The 18,352-nt window shown below is 39.5% G+C and carries 18 protein-coding genes; 13 read left to right on the top strand and 5 right to left on the bottom strand.

The window, feature by feature from the left end; genetic code table 11:
- Window positions 1-115: 115 nt before the first annotated feature.
- The 5 genes from DDU33_RS09055 to DDU33_RS09075 are packed head-to-tail and all read left to right on the top strand — an operon-like array spanning window position 116 to window position 4,339.
- Window positions 116-871: a class I SAM-dependent methyltransferase gene (locus DDU33_RS09055; RefSeq protein ID WP_108924816.1), complete on the top strand. Its 756-nt coding sequence runs from the start codon at window positions 116-118 to the stop codon at window positions 869-871.
- Window positions 872-876: 5 nt separating this feature from the next.
- Window positions 877-1,929: an AI-2E family transporter gene (locus DDU33_RS09060; protein WP_108924817.1), complete on the top strand. Its 1,053-nt coding sequence runs from the start codon at window positions 877-879 to the stop codon at window positions 1,927-1,929.
- A 30-nt stretch (window positions 1,930-1,959) separates the two neighbouring features.
- Window positions 1,960-2,871: a gluconeogenesis factor YvcK family protein gene (locus tag DDU33_RS09065; protein WP_108924818.1), complete on the top strand. Its 912-nt coding sequence runs from the start codon at window positions 1,960-1,962 to the stop codon at window positions 2,869-2,871.
- Window positions 2,872-2,921: 50 nt separating this feature from the next.
- Entirely contained in the window at window positions 2,922-4,013 is a 1,092-nt protein-coding gene (queA, locus tag DDU33_RS09070) for a tRNA preQ1(34) S-adenosylmethionine ribosyltransferase-isomerase QueA (protein WP_108924819.1), read from the top strand.
- Window positions 4,010-4,339: a CHY zinc finger protein gene (locus DDU33_RS09075; protein ID WP_005820971.1), complete on the top strand. Its 330-nt coding sequence runs from the start codon at window positions 4,010-4,012 to the stop codon at window positions 4,337-4,339. Before queA ends, DDU33_RS09075 begins: the two co-directional genes overlap by 4 nt.
- Here the strand turns inward: DDU33_RS09075 and DDU33_RS09080 are convergent.
- Window positions 4,306-6,612 (bottom strand): DNA internalization-related competence protein ComEC/Rec2, encoded by a 2,307-nt coding sequence (locus tag DDU33_RS09080; protein ID WP_039896117.1) that lies wholly within the window; start codon window positions 6,610-6,612, stop codon window positions 4,306-4,308. The genes DDU33_RS09075 and DDU33_RS09080 overlap by 34 nt on opposite strands.
- Window positions 6,613-6,791: 179 nt before the next feature.
- Entirely contained in the window at window positions 6,792-8,204 is a 1,413-nt protein-coding gene (trpCF, locus tag DDU33_RS09085; RefSeq protein ID WP_108924820.1) for a bifunctional indole-3-glycerol-phosphate synthase TrpC/phosphoribosylanthranilate isomerase TrpF, read from the bottom strand.
- Between the two features lie 137 nt (window positions 8,205-8,341).
- Here trpCF and DDU33_RS09090 point away from each other — a divergent pair, with 137 nt between their 5' ends.
- The 4 genes from DDU33_RS09090 to DDU33_RS09105 are packed head-to-tail and all read left to right on the top strand — an operon-like array spanning window position 8,342 to window position 10,029.
- Window positions 8,342-8,653 carry a YqcC family protein gene (locus tag DDU33_RS09090; RefSeq protein ID WP_005820968.1) on the top strand — a complete coding sequence of 104 codons (312 nt, stop codon included), beginning with the start codon at window positions 8,342-8,344 and terminating at the stop codon, window positions 8,651-8,653.
- Window position 8,654: 1 nt separating this feature from the next.
- Window positions 8,655-9,383, top strand: a complete 729-nt coding sequence (gene truC, locus DDU33_RS09095; RefSeq protein ID WP_005820967.1) for a tRNA pseudouridine(65) synthase TruC — start codon at window positions 8,655-8,657, stop codon at window positions 9,381-9,383.
- A 17-nt stretch (window positions 9,384-9,400) separates the two neighbouring features.
- Complete coding sequence (locus DDU33_RS09100; protein WP_005820966.1) at window positions 9,401-9,565, top strand: YoaH family protein; 165 nt, start codon at window positions 9,401-9,403, stop codon at window positions 9,563-9,565.
- Complete coding sequence (locus DDU33_RS09105; protein WP_005820965.1) at window positions 9,562-10,029, top strand: hypothetical protein; 468 nt, start codon at window positions 9,562-9,564, stop codon at window positions 10,027-10,029. Before DDU33_RS09100 ends, DDU33_RS09105 begins: the two co-directional genes overlap by 4 nt.
- 39 nt (window positions 10,030-10,068) lie before the next feature.
- On the opposite strand, the gene DDU33_RS09110 is transcribed toward DDU33_RS09105, so the two are convergent.
- On the bottom strand, window positions 10,069-10,899 hold the full coding sequence (locus DDU33_RS09110) for a CYTH domain-containing protein (protein ID WP_108924821.1): 831 nt from the start codon (window positions 10,897-10,899) through the stop codon (window positions 10,069-10,071).
- Window positions 10,900-10,970: 71 nt separating this feature from the next.
- Here DDU33_RS09110 and DDU33_RS09115 point away from each other — a divergent pair, with 71 nt between their 5' ends.
- The 3 genes from DDU33_RS09115 to serS are packed head-to-tail and all read left to right on the top strand — an operon-like array spanning window position 10,971 to window position 14,244.
- Window positions 10,971-12,380 (top strand): YcjX family GTP-binding protein, encoded by a 1,410-nt coding sequence (locus DDU33_RS09115; RefSeq protein WP_108924822.1) that lies wholly within the window; start codon window positions 10,971-10,973, stop codon window positions 12,378-12,380.
- Window positions 12,381-12,412: 32 nt separating this feature from the next.
- Entirely contained in the window at window positions 12,413-12,895 is a 483-nt protein-coding gene (smpB, locus tag DDU33_RS09120) for an SsrA-binding protein SmpB (RefSeq protein WP_192805816.1), read from the top strand.
- Window positions 12,896-12,936: 41 nt separating this feature from the next.
- Complete coding sequence (serS, locus tag DDU33_RS09125; RefSeq protein WP_108924823.1) at window positions 12,937-14,244, top strand: serine--tRNA ligase; 1,308 nt, start codon at window positions 12,937-12,939, stop codon at window positions 14,242-14,244.
- Window positions 14,245-14,384: 140 nt separating this feature from the next.
- On the opposite strand, the gene pntB is transcribed toward serS, so the two are convergent.
- Window positions 14,385-15,833 carry a Re/Si-specific NAD(P)(+) transhydrogenase subunit beta gene (pntB, locus tag DDU33_RS09130; protein WP_108924824.1) on the bottom strand — a complete coding sequence of 483 codons (1,449 nt, stop codon included), beginning with the start codon at window positions 15,831-15,833 and terminating at the stop codon, window positions 14,385-14,387.
- 11 nt (window positions 15,834-15,844) lie between these two features.
- Entirely contained in the window at window positions 15,845-17,383 is a 1,539-nt protein-coding gene (pntA, locus tag DDU33_RS09135; RefSeq protein WP_108924825.1) for a Re/Si-specific NAD(P)(+) transhydrogenase subunit alpha, read from the bottom strand.
- Window positions 17,384-17,595: 212 nt separating this feature from the next.
- Between pntA and trmJ the strand changes: the two genes are divergently transcribed.
- Window positions 17,596-18,330: a tRNA (cytosine(32)/uridine(32)-2'-O)-methyltransferase TrmJ gene (trmJ, locus tag DDU33_RS09140; protein WP_039896124.1), complete on the top strand. Its 735-nt coding sequence runs from the start codon at window positions 17,596-17,598 to the stop codon at window positions 18,328-18,330.
- The last annotated feature ends 22 nt before the right edge of the window (window positions 18,331-18,352 follow it).

Consider the following 18,352-nt stretch of genomic DNA (forward strand, 5'->3'; position numbering starts at 1 on the left):
TGTCAAAAAATCTCGGTATTGTATATAAGAATAATGAAAAGTTAGGTATAATCTTGCAACTTATCCGTAATAAGCGGTTCAAAGATAATAAGATTTTGCAAATACAGAGGTTTTTATGAAAAAAGAAGAAGTTGGACACAATTTCTTAGCCCGTTTAGGAAAAACTCGCTTACGTCCAGGCGGTAAAGTGGCAACCGATTGGTTAATTGCGAATGGCGATTTCAATAAAAATAAAAAAGTGCTTGAAGTTGCCTGCAATATGGGAACGACAGCCATTCAACTCGCAAAAGATTATGGTTGCCAAATTATTGGCATTGATTTAGATGAAGAGGCTCTCGAAAAAGCTCGAGAAAACATCAAAGAAAATGGAGTTGAAGAGCTTGTTCAAGTGCAACGTGCCAATGCAACAAAATTACCTTTTGAAGATAACTCATTCGACATTGTGATTAACGAAGCGATGCTCACGATGTTACCGATGGAAGCCAAAGAAAAAGCGATCCGCGAATACCTACGTGTATTGAAACCAAATGGTTTTCTACTTACTCATGATGTGTTACTGAATACCGATGATGCTGAAGGCGTTATCAATGAATTACGTGAAGCGATCCATTTAACAGTTTCTCCTCTTAAAAAAGAAGATTGGAAAGCGCTTTTCCATCGTTGTGGATTCCGTAATGTAGATACTTATTCAGGCGAAATGTCGTTACTATCGCCGAAAGGGTTAATTTACGATGAAGGCGTACTCGGTGCCATGAAAGTGATTGGTAATGCCTTAAAACCGGAAAATCGTGAAACCTTTACCAAAATGTTTAAAACGTTTAACGATCCTGAACACAAAATGGGATTTATCGCTGTTTGTAGCCAAAAATAGATTTTATGCTTGCACTTTTTAAAGAATGGTACACACAAAAATTTAATGACCCACAAACAATCGCTTTACTCGGCATTCTTTTGTTTGGGTTTGGTATTATTTACTTCTTCAGTGGGTTAATTATGCCCCTGTTAGTTGCGATTGTGCTTGCTTATTTATTAGAATCGCCAATCCGTTTCTTAACTGAAAAGTTACATTTTCCTCGATTATTGAGTGTTCTGCTAGTATTTGGCGGAACGATTTCTCTTGTCGCTTTTTTGTTAGTTGTTATGGTGCCGAGTCTGTGGAATCAAGCGGTCAATTTTATTCGTGATTTACCAAATATGTTTAACCTACTCAATGAGTGGGTTCAAGCACTCCCCGAACATTATCCGGAACTCGTAGATTATGCGATGTTAGACGGGCTTATGTCTTCCTTAAAAACGAAGATTTTGGGGTATGGGGAGTCATTATTGGCGATCTCGGTAAACTCTATTATCAGTTTAGTTGGGTTAGGCATTTATGCCTTTTTAGTCCCTCTGATGGTCTTCTTTTTATTGAAAGATAAACCGATTTTCTTACGCTCTTTCATTAAAATGATGCCGAAAAACCGCCGATTAGCCACTCGTGTTTGGATTGAAATGCAAGGGCAAATCGCCAATTATATTCGAGGGAAATTCCTCGAAATTTTGATTGTTGGAATTGTTACTTACATCATTTTAATTTTCTTTGATTTACGTTATCCGCTATTACTCTCGGTAGTGGTGGGGTTATCGGTATTAGTGCCTTATATCGGTGCAGTTATCGTAACGATTCCAGTTGCACTTATTGCCCTATTTCAGTTTGGCTTATCACCGGATTTTTACTATTTATTATTAGCTTTTGTCATTAGCCAATTGCTCGATGGTAACCTTGTTGTACCGTTTTTATTCTCTGAAGCCGTGAACTTACACCCATTAACGATCATTGTCGCCGTGCTGATCTTCGGTGGTTTGTGGGGATTCTGGGGTGTCTTTTTTGCGATACCTTTAGCAACTTTAGTTAAAGCGGTTATCAATGCATTGCCTTCTAATGAATAGTTCGTCATTTTTAATAAAAGGATTATCCAAATGACATCAACCCCTAGACACCCTCATTTAACGGTTCTAAATGTCGTGGCACTTGGTGGCGGTCATGGTTTAGGGCGTGTATTATCTGCCTTATCCTTTTTGCGAGAAAACCTGACCGGTATTGTAGCAACCACCGATAATGGTGGTTCTACCGGCAGAATCCGCTCACAACAAGGCGGAATTGCGTGGGGAGATCTACGCAATTGTTTAACTCAAATTATTGTAAAACCCACAGTTGCATCCGCATTATTTGAATATCGTTTTCCAGGGAATGGTGAATTGGGTGGACATAATTTAGGTAACTTAATCCTTAAAGCGTTAGAAAATATGCAAATTCGACCGCTTGAAGGGCTTAATTTAGTTAGAGATCTTCTTCATGTTCGAGCATTCTTGATTCCCATGTCTGAAATGCCCGTGGATCTCGGTGCTTATTTGGCAAATAGACATATTCTTGGCGAAGTTGCTGTGGACGCCTTAGAAGAATTGCCTCAGGGTTTATTTCTTGAACCCGCAGTACAAGCAACTCCCGAAGCGCTTTTAGCGATTGAAAAAGCTAATGTAATTTTGTTAGGTCCAGGAAGTTTCTTTACCAGTATTATGCCAAATTTGTTAATACCTGCTTTAGCAGAATGCATTAACCAAAGCTCAGCGAAAGTTATTTTTATTGATAACATTGGTATCGAACACAGTATCGTAAGCCATTTAACACTTGCGGATAGAGTTCAATGGATTGAGAAAGCAATCGGTAGCCAGCGTGTTAATGGTGTGATCACAACCCCAACAGAAGTTGCTCCATTACCCGAACATCTTTGTGTGTTACGCCGCGATTTATCGGCTGAAGATGTTTATTATCGTCATGATCGCTACAAATTAAGCAAGGCGATTAACGATTTAGTTGCATTAATTTCATAAACAAAGCGGTCGATACCGCTTTATTTTTTCTTAGTTTATAAAAGGATAATATGTTAGTTTCCGATTTTCATTTTGATTTACCCGACAATTTGATTGCCCGTTACCCAATGCCTGATCGCACTGCAAGCCGTTTACTCTATTTAAATGGCGAAACCGGGGTATTTGCTGATCAGCATTTTACAGACTTACTAGACCATTTACACGAGGGCGATCTGCTTGTTTTCAATAATACCCGTGTCATACCCGCCCGACTTTATGGTCGAAAAATCAGTGGCGGAAAAGTCGAAGCATTAATTGAGCGAGTATTAGATAAACATCGTTGTTTGGCACACGTTCGTGCCTCAAAAGCTCCAAAAGAAGGCACGCAACTTATTTTTGGGGAAGATAAACTTGGCGAGGGAAATGGCTTAGTTGCAACCATGGTAGCTCGTCATGATACGCTTTTTGAATTACATTTTGAGAGTCAAACTAATCTTTTTGATCTTCTTCAATCTGCCGGTCATATGCCTCTACCGCCTTATATTGATCGCCCTGATGAAGATGCCGATCAAGAGCGTTATCAAACCGTTTACAGTAAGGTGCTTGGCGCTGTGGCTGCACCAACGGCTGGGCTACACTTCGATAATGTGATGTTAGAAAAACTCAAAGAAAAAGGCGTCAATACCGCATTTGTTACCCTGCATGTTGGAGCTGGCACGTTCCAACCTGTTCGGGTTGAAAACATTTTGGATCATAAAATGCACGCCGAATATGCCGAAGTATCACAAGACGTTGTCGATAAAATTTTAGAGACCAAAGCTAACGGCAAACGAGTAATTGCAGTAGGCACAACCTCTGTTCGCTCTATTGAAAGTGCAGCACAAGCAGTCAAAAATAGCGATGCGTTAATTGAGCCATTTTTCTCCGATACCAGTATTTTTATTTACCCGGGCAAAACATTTAAAGTGGTCGATGCTTTAGTTACAAACTTTCACTTGCCTGAATCAACGCTGATTATGTTGGTTTCTGCATTTGCCGGCTATAAAAATACGATGAATGCTTATCAGCATGCGGTGGAGTCACAATATCGTTTCTTCAGCTATGGCGATGCGATGTTTATTCAAAAAAATCCTCATGCCACGGAAGATCTCCCAACCTCATGAAAATTTATGGATTAACCGTTGATGCTCACACCCGTTGTGAGCATTATCACTCCCCTCTCGACATTGTCGCTATCAAATTCAAATGTTGTGGTAAGTTTTACCCTTGCTATCAATGCCACAATGCTTGCGAAGATCATTCGATTCAACGCTGGGCAACAGATGAATTTCATGAACAGGCGATTGTGTGTGGTAATTGCTATCAAACATTAAGTATTACCCAATATACTCAAGTCACACAATGCCCCTATTGTGCCTCAGCATTTAATTCTGGCTGTAAAAAGCATTATGCGATTTATTTTGAGTGGGAAACCTTTGATTCAAAATAACCTTGATACCAAGCAGAAAAAGCATCTCGCCCTGTTTCCACCGACCAATGGTCTTGATGAAATGTCACTTTAATCATGCCTTCTTTTGCAGTATTCAATAGCGGCACCTGATAACGCAGTAATCGCTCAACTACCGTTTTATTTGGCATTTTCCATGGATTCCATCTCCCTGTCGAAACCACAGCAAGTGTCGGGCGTGTTTTCGCTAATAAAACCTCGCTCGTACTGGTTTTACTCCCATGATGAGCAATCTGAAGAAAATCAATTTGCCCTAGTGAAGAAGAAAAAATCCGTTCTTGCTCCACTCCTGTATCCCCCGTTAATAAAAGTGTAAAGCGGTTAATTTTGACAAGTAAAATGCAAGAATCTTGATTTTGAGCTTTTCCTACACGCTGTGTGGGGTAAACCGCCATAAACTGAAGTTCGCCAAATTGCCATTTATCACCCGCCAAACAAGATTGAGGTTGAACATCCGCATAGGCTAATCGGCTACTCGAAAATATCTCTGCGTGAGGGTAAGCGGTTAATAAGTCCAATACACCACCGGAATGATCGTTATCATCATGGCTAAGAAAAATGGCTTGAACTTGAATATTATGCCGTTTCAAATAGGGCAAAATTTCAAGTTTTGCCATAGAGTTCTTTTGCTCTCCCTCGCCCCAACTCACGCTGGTATCGTAAAAAATGGCTTGTTTTTGACCGCTTGTATCTTGATAAACAATGGCTTGTGCTAATCCCTGCCCTACATCAAACGTAATCCACTCCACAGGAGTTTCTCGCCATGAATAAAGGCAAAAAACGACATAAGCACTACTAAAAACAGCGATACCTTTGTATAAAAAAGATTTAGCTTTTTGACTATTTTTCATATAAAGCCCAAATAGTACAGCGCCATTGATGAATAATATTTGTCCTTGTTGCCAAAGACTTAGGTCATACCATGCATTTGATAAAGGTTTAAGTAGCCATAAACTAAATTGAGCGATGTAATCCGCCAATCCCCATGTACTGAATAGGTTATCCGTTAATAATGTAAATAAAATAATCGGGACTAACACCATACTGTATAGTGGCACTATCAGCATATTCGCAGGCAAACTCAAAGGCGATGTCCCTGCAAAAAAGAAAAATTGCACTGGCGAAAAGATCAACCAAATGCCAATTTGAAGATGTAGCAATGAAACGATAACTTTGCCGATTTTATGTTGCGTTTGAGAGAACGGTATCCAAGAAAATTGCGCTAATGGAAAATAGCGATACCATAAAATTAACGATAGTACCGCTAAGATCGATAACCAAAAACTGTCGGATAAAATAGCAACCGGTTCAAACACCAACAATAACGCAACAACTCGCCACCAGATTTGTAATGAGGTATAACGTCTTCGAAAAATTTGGCAAGATAAAAGCACGGTCATGGCTAATAATGCCCGAAGTGTTGGTGCTGAAAAACCGGCTAAATAGCTATATCCAAAGGCGATTACAAAACCAAAGAGTCGAGGAAAAAGATAAGAATACCCCAAAGAAATGCCTATCTGCCCTTTTAATAAACACCATTGTATGCCCTTCGCCAACCAGAACCCAAATGCCAACGCTAAAGCAATATGCAGTCCTGAAATCGCAATCAAGTGAGCCGTTGCTGTTTTTTGAAAAGGTAGCCAATGTTCATTCTTCAACCAAGCTCGTTCTCCAAAAGCCAAGGCAAGCAATAACCCTTGACTGTCTAGCTCTGCGGTTTGCTGGTAGCTACGATTCAGCCATTGTGTTCGAAAAGGCGCATCAAATTCTTCAAGTAGCTCGGCTTTTCTGACGGTAGCAATCCCATCAATATGGTTGGCAAAATACCAGCGTTGTCGATCAAAATTTCCTAAGTTATATCTTCCTGAAATCGGACGAAGTGTAAAATCAACGGTATATTTTCGATGCAAATATAATGGCGTTTGAGCTTGCCACGTTAAATAAATTTGCTGATCGTTCGCTAATTTACCAATGGCGGTTTGATACTCTTGCTGCTTTAAAATTTTAACAATCTCAATCGTCTCTTTCACTTTAGAGGCTGGCTGATTCTCTGCTATTTTCACGGTGTGGGAAATGGATAAGTAACTTATCGCCATCAGTATCCCTAATCCCATATGCCAGTAATGTTTCCTCATCAGATTAAAAAAGGCCCATACGAAGGCTAAAAATATGGCAAAGGGCAAATAGTCACGAGGAAGAAAAAGAAGAGGTAAGAACGAAATGCTCAAATAAATAGAAAAACGATCGAGGTTCATAATGGTAAGGTCATTTTTTCTGATAGTATGCCCTTTATTTTTAAACCCTGCTGAAAAAATATTGTAATTTTCGAGCGAGATCGCAAATATTTCTACCCAAAGAAAAAAGGCGATATTAAATCGCCTTCAGATCATTAACAAACCTAGCTCAGTTCGTGCTAGGCTACTTTATTTATGATTTATGCTTGAATAATTTTCGCAAAACAAGCGGTTAATTTTTCAAGATCTTTTACACCTTTTGCACTTTCAATGCCTGAATTAAGATCTACACCCAAACAGCCTTGTGCTAAAGCAGAATCGAGATTATCTAAATGAATGCCTCCGGCTAAAAGTGATTTGTTTTTCAGCTCTTCAGGAATAAGCACCCAATTAAATGATTTCCCTGTTCCCCCTTGTTGATGACCTGATTGACTGTCTAAAATGAAGCGGCTTACTAATGGATTATCAACAAATGTCCAAGAGTCTGCATTTATATCAATAGAACATGCTTTCCAGATTTGTGTTTTGCCTTCTAGGCGTTCCGCAAGTTCTGCGATATATTGTTCATCTTCCTGCCCATGTAATTGAACTGCGAATAATTCAAGCTGTTTTGCTATTTTTTCCACAAATTCAACCGCTTGATTTTGAAATACGCCAACATATCGTAGTGGTGCATTAACTACAAGTTCCTGCGCTTGGCGTAAAGAAAGCTGTCTTGGCGAACCTTCTGCAAAAATCAATCCGCCATATAAAGCGCCTTGTTCATAGACTGCTTTAACATCTTGTGGACGAGTTAATCCGCATACTTTATTTTCGCCATATATTACCGAACGAACTGCATTATTGAGATCAGCACTTCCCATTAAACTACTGCCGATCAAAAATCCATGCGCAAAAGGTTTTATTGTTCTAATTTGTTGATGATCATAAATACCCGATTCTGAAATTAACCGTACATTTTCCGGAATTTGCTCACGATATTTTTCAACGAGTCGAACAATGCGATTCATATCAATCGTTAATGTATGTAAATCACGGTTATTAACACCAATAATTCTTGCGCCAAGAGATAACGCTCGTTCAAATTCTTGCTCTGTACTGGTTTCTGTTAGCACGCCCATACCTAATGAATGGGCTAATTCAGACAACGTTTTATACGTTTCATCATCTACGACAGATAACATCAATAAAATCGCATCAGCATTGTAATAACGCGCCAAATAAACCTGATAAGGTGAAATAATGAAATCTTTACACAAAATAGGTTGCGTCGTTTGCTGTTTTACCTGATCAATGTAACGAAAATCCCCTTGAAAATATTGTTCATCCGTCAAAACAGAAATCGCAGATGCATAATGTTTATAAACCTGAGCAATCGCATCTAAATCAAATTCTGCCCGAATCAATCCTTTCGAAGGCGATGCTTTCTTACATTCTAAAATATAAGCTGGGGTTTGATGACTCCCTGTCGATAATTGCCCATAAAAATCCCGATCTGCCGGTTTTAATGTGTGTTTAAAATGATCTAAAGGAAACGCCTGTTCCTTTTTTTGAACCCAAATGGCTTTATCTTGAACGATTTTTTGAAGAATGGTTGGTTGTTGAGATTGCATATTTATCCTTCTTTTATTGTTATCTGGCGGAAATCTGAGACATTTTCAAAAAGTTTACTCTAATCATCTTACAATAGAAAGAAAAAAGAAAATAGCCTAAAATAGCCACCTAAATTTTTACCAGATTGAGGAAAATGATGAAAACAAAGGTAAAACAACTTTTAATTGAATTACAAGAAGCGATGCACCATCATCAATTATGGGAAGCGACGCCTCCAAGTGCTGAAGCATTAGCAAACGACCAACCGTTTTGTGTTGAAACACTTACGCCAACGCAATGGCTTCAATGGATATTTATTCCAAGAATGCACGCATTATTAGAGCAAGGCACTGAACTTCCACGTAACTTCTCAATTACAGCTTATCTGGAAGAAGCCCTAAAAAATGAGCCTTATTTAAGCGCCCTTCATCAGCCATTATCACAAATGGAAGCCCTGCTAAAAAGCTAATATGTTACTAGATATTCTTTATCAAGATGATGATCTTATTGCGATCAATAAACCAGCAGGCATGCTCGTTCATCGTAGTTGGTTAGATAAGGCGGAAACGGTTTTCGTCATGCAAACACTTCGAGATCAAATTGGGCAACATGTTTTTCCGATACATCGTTTAGATCGCCCGACATCCGGCGTATTACTTTTTGCCCTCAATAGCGATATGGCACGAACGATGTGTGAATTATTTGAAAATCATCAAGTAAAAAAAGGCTATCTTGCTGTCGTCAGAGGCTACTTAGAAGGAAAAGCCAGGGTTGATTACCCGTTGAAAGTAATTTTAGATAAAGTAGCTGATAAATTTTCGCAAGAAAAAGAACCGCAAGAAGCGATTACGGATTATCAAGGTTTAGCAACTGTCGAAATGCCTTATCCAGCAGGAAAATTTCAAACAGCACGCTATTCGCTGGTCGAGCTATCCCCTCAAACAGGGCGAAAACATCAATTAAGACGACATTTAAAGCACCTTTTTCACCCAATTATGGGCGATACAAAATATGGCGATTTACATCAAAACCGCACGCTAGCCGAGCAATCCGGCGTGGAGAGATTAATGTTGCATTCGCATTTTATGCAATTTCAACACCCTAAAACCTTGCAAAAAATCGAAATAAAAGCACCGCTTGATCAGCAATGGCGACAATTATTTACATTCTTTAACTGGAACTTTACCTATTTTTATTAGACATAATGGAGAACAAGATGGATAATGCCCTACTCTCATTAACTCATGAGCAACAACAAGAGGCCGTCGAAGAGATCCAAAAATTAGCCCAGCAAGGTATGAGTATGGGCGAAGCAATTCAACTCGTGGCAAATCAATTACGAGAAAAATATAAAAAATCGAATTCGGAGAAACATAAATGAAAAAATTAGTAATTTTATCCATTGGATTTATTACAACAGCTATTGCATCAGCAAATGAAAAACAAGAAATTAAATTACCTTTTAACGGCAAACCAAGTGTTGTTTTACGCGTAGTTGATTTCAGTACAAAATCACCTCGTGTTATTGATGGAAAATCAGTTTCTATTAGTAAAAAACAACAACTTTGTTGGTCTAGCGTCAATGTGCCTGTATCGAGTAAAGTCCGTATTGCTGAAGCATTCTACACTCCTGCAGAGACTGATTTTAGCTCTCCAGGAATGGTAATCAACGCCTCTGATAATAAAAAAGAGTTCTTAATACTAGGGGAAGTCGCTTCAGTAAATAATGAATACATTAGTCGTTGCTGGAAATTTGATACTACAGATCCAATCGGTACTTATCATATGGAAATTCAAATTGGCGATTTTGTTTTCAAGAATTTATCTTTTAATGTCATAAAATAGATACCTTAAAAAAGGGGGAGGAATTCCTTCCTTCTCCTTTTATATAAAGGCCAATAATTTGGTTAAATTATAATTTAGATAGTCAACAGTTTTTAAATACCCATATAAATTTGCTTTATTCGTGTAAGGAAAATTAGGGAATTTTTGGTAAAAAACTTCAACCATTTTCAAATCATGAACTTCACGTAAATAGTCAGCTAATTTCTGCTCTAAGATATAGCCCTTTTCTTTACTTAATGCATGTTCAATTTCTTCCCTAAAATGCTCTGTATGCCCAACCAAATAACCTCGTTGCGCTTTACTCAAACTGCTCAGCCACATGCCGTCTCGTTTAGGCATTTGTGCTAATAGTGAAAAAACATCAGCCAAATTGCCTTCCAATAGTTCAAATTCCAACTCGCAAATAGGTGCGGAACCGTACTCGTTTTTAATCTCCCCTTGATCAAGGGCTACTTCAATTTTGGTATTTTGATATTGAATAAGCCATTTATGGCGAATAAAGTCCGTACTGAATTTTGCTTTTAGCTGAGCCGAAATCTGTTCTGCTTCCAGAATTTGCAAATTAAAATGCGAATTTAACCGCTTGAAGTCTGGCTCTTTAGTCTCTAAAGGAAGATTATATTCAGGGCGAACATGTAGCCCCCCAATGATTTCTCCTTTCATTTTCAAGGTCATTTCATGATGGCCATTATAAGTTCGCACACGAAATCCCATCTGATTTTTGGCAAAAAACTGTTCTGCGGTATCAAAATAAGTATTCCCGAGCGAGTCGGTTCGTGTCTCAATCACATTCTGCTGCGCTAGCCAATTTTTTATTGGTGTTATATTTTCAGGTAAGAGCATGATTTTTAATTCAATTTCATTTTGCATAGAATTCCCATTTTTTGATAAACGCATTTTTGATATGATGATAACGTTATTTTAGCAAGAAAAATTTATCCATGTTTAATAAAATCCAACATAAGATCCACAACTTCGTGCAACGTGGCTTAGATAACCATTTAAGACTCGCTGTTACCGGTTTAAGTCGAAGCGGTAAAACGGCTTTTATCACGAGTTTAGTCGATCAGCTATTACATATCTCAAAAAGTGAGAATCCGCATCTTCCTCTTTTTGCACCTGCGCGGCAGCAACAAATTATTTCTGTTAAACGTGTAGAACAGGGCGATTTAACGATCCCTCGTTTTGAGTACGATAAAAATCGTCAGTGTTTTGAAGCCAATCCACCAAGTTGGTGTCCATCAACAACTGGGATCAGCGAGATCCGTTTGGAAATTCGCTTCCAGCGTAAAGAAGGTCTGTTAAAACATCTCAAAGAAACCGGCGTACTTTATCTAGATATTTTTGATTATCCTGGCGAATGGTTATTAGATTTACCTTTACTTACCCTATCTTTTAAAGAGTGGTCGGAAGCTCAAAAACAAGTTCATCACGGCAAACGTGCTGAACTCGCTAAAGAATGGTTACAAGCGGTCAAAAATTTAGATTTATTTGCAAAAACAGATGAAAATCAACTTGCAGAATTAAGTGAAAAATACACCGCTTTCTTATTAGCCTGTAAGGCTCAGGGGATGCAATATATTCAACCCGGTCGCTTTGTGTTGCCAAATGAAAATAGCAAAGGCGCTCCCGTATTTCAATTTTTTCCACTCCTCAATTTATCTGAACAAGAATGGCAAAAATTAGAAGCAAGTGATGAAAACAGTACATTTAAGACGTTGAAAAAACGCTATCTACACTATCAGCAAAAAATTGTAAAACCGTTTTATGAAAACTATTTTTCACAATTTGATCGCCAAGTGATTTTAGCAGATTGCCTCACGCCTCTTAATCATGGTTATGATGAATTTCTAGAAATGAAAATTGGGTTGCAACAACTCTTTAAACATTTTCATTACGGAAACCGAACGTTATTTCATCGCTTGTTTTCATCCAACATTGATAAACTGCTGTTTGCGGCAACCAAAGCTGATCATATTACACGAGATCAACTCCCTAATTTAGAGAGTTTAATGCGTCAGCTTGTGCAAGAAGGCGGTCGACATACAGAATTCAAAGATATTGAGATTGCCTATCAAGCCATTTCAAGCGTGAAAACCACCGATTCGGTCATCGTTACTCAACAAGGAAAACAAATTAAAGCCATTCGAGGCATTCGTTCAAACGATAAAAAACTGGTAACCATGCATGCCGGTGCTGTACCGAGTCGCTTACCCGATGCTAATTATTGGCAATTTAACACCTTTGAGTTTGACCAATTTGATCCGAAACAAATCGCTTTTGATGAAGCCATCCCCCATCTTCGAATGGATGCGGTATTGCAGTTTCTATTGGCGGATATGTTAGATTAAGGTAGAATTCCATTTATTTTTTAGAAAATTTCATTATGAGCAAAAAACCAAAAGTCGCTTCAAATACAATCGCATTAAATAAACGTGCTAGACATGAATACTTTATTGAAGAAGAAATTGAAGCAGGATTAGAATTGCAAGGTTGGGAAGTAAAATCCCTTCGCGCAGGCAAAGCCAATATTGGCGATAGCTATGTCACATTTAGAGATGGGCAAGCATTCTTATTTGGTGCAACCATTACTCCACTTAATGTTGCTTCAACCCATATTGTGGCAGACCCAACTCGTACACGAAAACTTTTGCTTAACCGCCGAGAGCTTGACTCGCTTTTCGGGAAAGTAAATCGAGATGGCATGACCGTTGTAGCATTATCCCTCTACTGGAAAGCCGCTTGGGCAAAAGTGAAAATTGGTGTCGCAAAAGGGAAAAAATTACACGATAAACGTGAAGATATCAAAGATAGAGAGTGGCAACTGGCTAAACAACGTATCATGAAAAATGCCAATCGTGGTTAATTACATTTTAATTATTAAGTAAAGAAACTTAGGGACAACATATGATCGACCAAAACTTACTTCGTACAAATTTAGATGAAATCGCTCAAACACTTAAGATTAAACGTAACTTTACGTTAGATGTTGAGCGAATCAAATCATTAGAAGAACAACGTAAAACGCTTCAAGTTAAAACAGAAACCTTGCAAGCTGAACGTAACGCTCGTTCAAAAAATATTGGTGCCGCAAAAGCACGTGGCGAAGATATTTCTGTATTACTCGCTGAAGTCGATAACATGGGCAACGAACTGACTGAAGCTAAAAACGCTTTAGATCAAGTTCAAGCTGAAATTCGTGATATTCTCCTTGCTGTACCGAACCTACCGGCTGAAGAAGTCCCTTTAGGTAAAGACGACAGTGAAAATTTAGAAGTGGCTCGCTGGGGCGAACCTCGTCAATTTGATTTTGAAGTGAAAGATCATGTGACTTTAGGCGAAAACCTAGGTGGTTTAGACTTCGCAGCAGGTGTAAAATTAACAGCAAGCCGCTTTGTTGTGATGAAGGGTAAACTTGCTCGCTTACATCGTGCATTGTCTCAATTTATGTTAGATTTACATACCGAGCAACACGGCTATGTTGAAACAAACGTACCATTTTTAGTCAATCACGATACGCTATTTGGAACAGGTCAATTACCAAAATTCGGCGAAGATTTATTCCATACACAACCATTAACAGGGCAAGATCCGAATGAAACACAACGCCCATTCAGTTTAATCCCAACTGCAGAAGTTCCTGTAACTAACTTAGTGCGTGATGAAATTATTGATGAAGAAACATTACCGTTAAGATATACCGCCCATACGCCATGTTTCCGCTCTGAAGCAGGTTCATACGGACGTGATACTCGTGGTTTAATTCGTATGCACCAGTTTGAAAAAGTGGAAATGGTGCAAATTGTTGCCCCTGAAAAATCAATGGAAGCCCTTGAGGAATTAACTGGACACGCTGAAAAAGTATTACAACTCTTAAATCTACCGTATCGTAAAGTATTGCTTTGCACCGGCGATATGGGCTTCGGTTCAGCCAAAACTTACGACTTAGAAGTGTGGCTACCAGCACAAAATACTTATCGTGAAATCTCATCTTGTTCAAATATGTGGGATTTCCAAGCTCGCCGTATGGCTGCTCGTTGTAAAGCGAAAAACGATAAGAAAACCCGTTTAGTGCATACGTTAAACGGCTCCGGCTTAGCGGTAGGACGTACTTTAGTTGCCGTGTTAGAAAACTATCAGAATGCTGATGGTTCTATCACAATCCCTGAAGTTTTACGTCCGTATATGGGTGGATTAAACGTTATTGAAGCATAGAAATAATTAGTGGTTAAATCAAAATATCATCTTAGAAGCCATCAAAAATAGAAAATTTAACCACTTAGCTTTTATTTAAAATTTTTAAATAGAAGATAAAAAAGAGAGCAAATTTGCTCTCTTTTCATTTATAGCATAGATTAAGAGTTCAACGCTCTTAAAATATCATCCACACGTTCTTTCGCATCACCAAATAACATTTGGGTATTTTCTTTGAAGAATAATGGGTTTTGTACACCTGCGTAGCCTACCGCCATTGAGCGTTTGAATACGATAACGTTTTGTGCTTTCCATACTTCGAGCACCGGCATACCTGCGATTGGGCTTGATGGATCGTCTAATGCCGCTGGGTTTACGGTATCGTTCGCACCGATAACCAATACTACATCAGTATCTTCGAAATCATCATTGATTTCATCCATTTCTAATACCACATCGTAAGGCACTTTCGCTTCTGCTAGTAATACGTTCATATGACCCGGTAAACGACCTGCAACAGGGTGGATACCGAAGCGAACGTTAATGCCTTTCTCACGTAATTTTGCCGTAATTTCAGCCACCGGATATTGTGCTTGTGCAACCGCCATACCGTATCCCGGCGTAATGATCACAGAGCTTGCATTTTTCAGCATTTCCGCCACTTCTTCAGCAGTGGTTTCACGGTGTTCGCCGTATTCTTCATCGCCTTTGCTTGCTTGAACATCGTTACCGAAGCCACCAGCAATCACGCTGATAAATGAGCGGTTCATCGCTTTACACATAATGTAAGAAAGAATCGCACCTGAAGAACCTACTAACGCACCGGTTACGATAAGCAAGTCGTTGCTTAACATAAAGCCTGCTGCTGCCGCTGCCCAACCTGAGTAAGAGTTAAGCATTGAAACAACTACCGGCATATCCGCACCACCGATAGAAGCCACTAAGTGCCAACCGAACGCTAGTGCGATAGCCGTCATTAACAAGACAGGGAAAATGTTATGTGGGTTATTTAAGAATGCCACCATTAACAAGGCTGAAACCACTAACGCCGCTAAGTTCCATTTGTGTTTGTGCGGTAAATTTAAAGCGCTTGATGATACTTTGCGACCAAATAATTTGCCACTTAATTTACCAAATGCCACTAATGAACCTGAGAAAGTTACCGCACCGATGAAGATCCCTAAGAACACTTCAACATTGTGGATATTCGCTAAGGTTGCTTGTTCTGCGTGGAATGCGGCTAAAGCCACTTCATCTAAATTAGCCGGAGGAACTGCCTCAACGTGTAAGCCCCAGCTGTTAAAGCCAACTAAAACCGCTGCTAAACCTACGAAGCTGTGAAGAATTGCCACTAATTCCGGCATTTCTGTCATTTCCACTTTTAAGGCTTTGCGTACACCAAGATATCCACCCACAGCCATTGCAATCAAGATCCAAAGTGTACCTTGTGATTGCGGTCCGAAAATGGTTGCCACTAGTGCAATACCCATACCCACGATACCATACCAGCAACCTGCTTTGGCAGTTTCGTGTTTAGAAAGACCGGCTAAGCTCATAATGAAAAGAATGGCAGCAATAATATATGCCGCTGTAACTAAACCAAAAGACATTGTTGCTCTCCTTAACCTTTTCTAAACATTGCCAACATACGTTGGGTAACTTTAAAGCCACCAAAGATATTGATGCTCGCCACTAAAATCGCAATAAAGGCAAGAATATCAATAAATAAGTTGCCAGTTGGTTGGCGAATTTGTAACACCGCCCCAACGATAATAATGCCTGAAATCGCATTCGTTACCGCCATTAACGGGGTATGTAATGCGTGGCTAACGTTCCACACCACGTAATAACCGACCACACAAGCCAACACGAAGACGGTAAAGTGTGATAAGAATGCCGCTGGTGCCACAGATGCGATCCATAGGAACAATACGCCGGTAGCTGCCATTGCGCCATATTTTTTGCGTGGATCCACTGGTTTTTCTTCTTTCTTCTCAACAGGTGCTGCCGCTTGTTTTTGTTGCGGTTGTGCTGAAACCTGAATTGGTGGTGCAGGCCACGTAACTTCGCCATCACGAATAACCGTTACGCCACGAAGTACCACATCTTCAAAGTTAATATCGATCACACCATCTTTATTTGGTGCTAATAATTTCAATAAATTAACTAAGTTTGTACCGTAAAGTTGTGAAGATTGTGTTGGTAAACGTGCCGGAAAGTCGGTATAACCAATCACTTTCACTTGGTTTTCTGTAACAACGACTTCGCCTGCTTTGGTATATTCACAGTTACCGCCTGTTGCCGCCGCTAAATCTACAATTACCGAACCTGGTTTCATTGAATCCACCATTTCTTTTGTGATTAAGCGCGGAGCTGCTTTGCCCGGAATTGCTGCAGTGGTAATAATAATATCCACTTCTTTGGCTTGTTCTGCATAAAGTGCCATCGCACGACGGTTAAATTCTTCCGACATCACTTTAGCATAACCATCACCTGAGCCGCCTTCTTCTTCAAAGTCGATTTCTAAGAAATCTGCGCCCATTGATTTCACTTGCTCTTTTACTTCAGGACGAGAGTCAAACGCACGCACAATCGCACCTAAGCTATTTGCCGCACCGATTGCCGCTAAACCGGCAACACCTGCACCAATCACAAGCACTTTCGCCGGTGGCACTTTACCTGCGGCGGTAATTTGTCCGGTAAAGAAACTACCGAATGCGTTAGCCGCTTCGATAACCGCACGATAACCTGAAATGTTTGCCATTGAAGACAAGGCATCTAACGCTTGCGCACGAGAAATACGTGGTACAGCATCCATCGCTAACACGTTGATTTTCTTCGCCGACAATGCTTCCATTAATTCTGGATTTTGCGCAGGCCAAACGAAACTAACCAGCGTTGCCCCTTCTTTAATCAGTGCAATTTCTTGTTCAGTCGGCGCATTCACTTTAAAAATAATGTCCGAATTCCAAACTTCTTCTGTTGTGCCGACAGCTGCACCTGCTTTTACAAATGCATCGTCTTCAAAACTCGCTTTAAAGCCGGCATTGTGTTCAACAATGACTTCAAAACCAAGTTTTTTGATCTGCTCAACGGTTTTCGGTGTTGCAGCAACACGTGTTTCACCGTTTAGCAGTTCTCTAGGTACACCAATAAGCATATTGACTCCTGTATTGGATAGTGGATTGAAACGCTATAAAAATAGCCCAATAGTTTTGAAAAAAAACGTAAATACTCTACCACTAAATGAGAAAGATTTGTAAAAAAATTATGCCTATCAATTCAATTATTTTATGGTTAATAACAAATTCTCAGATGTAGTAATTTTTGCTAAAATTTAGCACAATAAACATGCAACCAAATAGAACAAAAATGAATAACTTAGATCAAATTAAAATCGTTCTGATTGAAACCTCCCATTCCGGCAATATAGGCTCTGCGGCTCGGGCGATGAAAACAATGGGGCTGACTCAACTTTGTCTTGTTTCCCCCAAACAGCCGATTGATGAACAAGCTGTTTCGCTTGCTGCCGGCGCAAAAGATGTTTTGGATAATGCACAAACTTTTGCTTCTTTTGAAGAAGCGATTGCCGATTGCCATATCGTGATTGGCACTAGTGCAAGGCTTCGTCATTTGCAAAATACGCTGATTGAACCGAGAAAATGCGGCGAAATTGCCGTTCAACATACATTAAAAGGGAAAGTTGCTCTTGTTTTTGGACGAGAAAGAATTGGTTTAACCAATGAAGAACTATTGAAATGCCATTACCATTTAAATATCCCCACCAATCCGGAATACGGCTCACTCAATTTAGCAATGGCGGTTCAATTAGCATGCTATGAAGTTCGCATGGCATGGCTAGCCCAACAAGATTTGCAAAAAAATAGCCAAATCTCACCGCTTGCAGAGAGAGCAGCCTATCCAAGCAACGAAGCTTTAGAATACTTTTTCGAGCATACCGAACGTTTATACAAAGAATTGGGCTTTATCCGCAATGATGCTGTCATGCTGAAATTAAGACGGCTTTATCAAAGAGCTAGATTAGAAACGAATGAGCTAAATCTGTTGAGAGGAATGCTGACGGCTGTGGAAAAATATCATTTCTAAATATAAGCCTCCCAATAGGGAG

This window comes from Actinobacillus porcitonsillarum (assembly GCF_003101015.1).
GTDB lineage: Bacteria > Pseudomonadota > Gammaproteobacteria > Enterobacterales > Pasteurellaceae > Haemophilus_A > Haemophilus_A porcitonsillarum.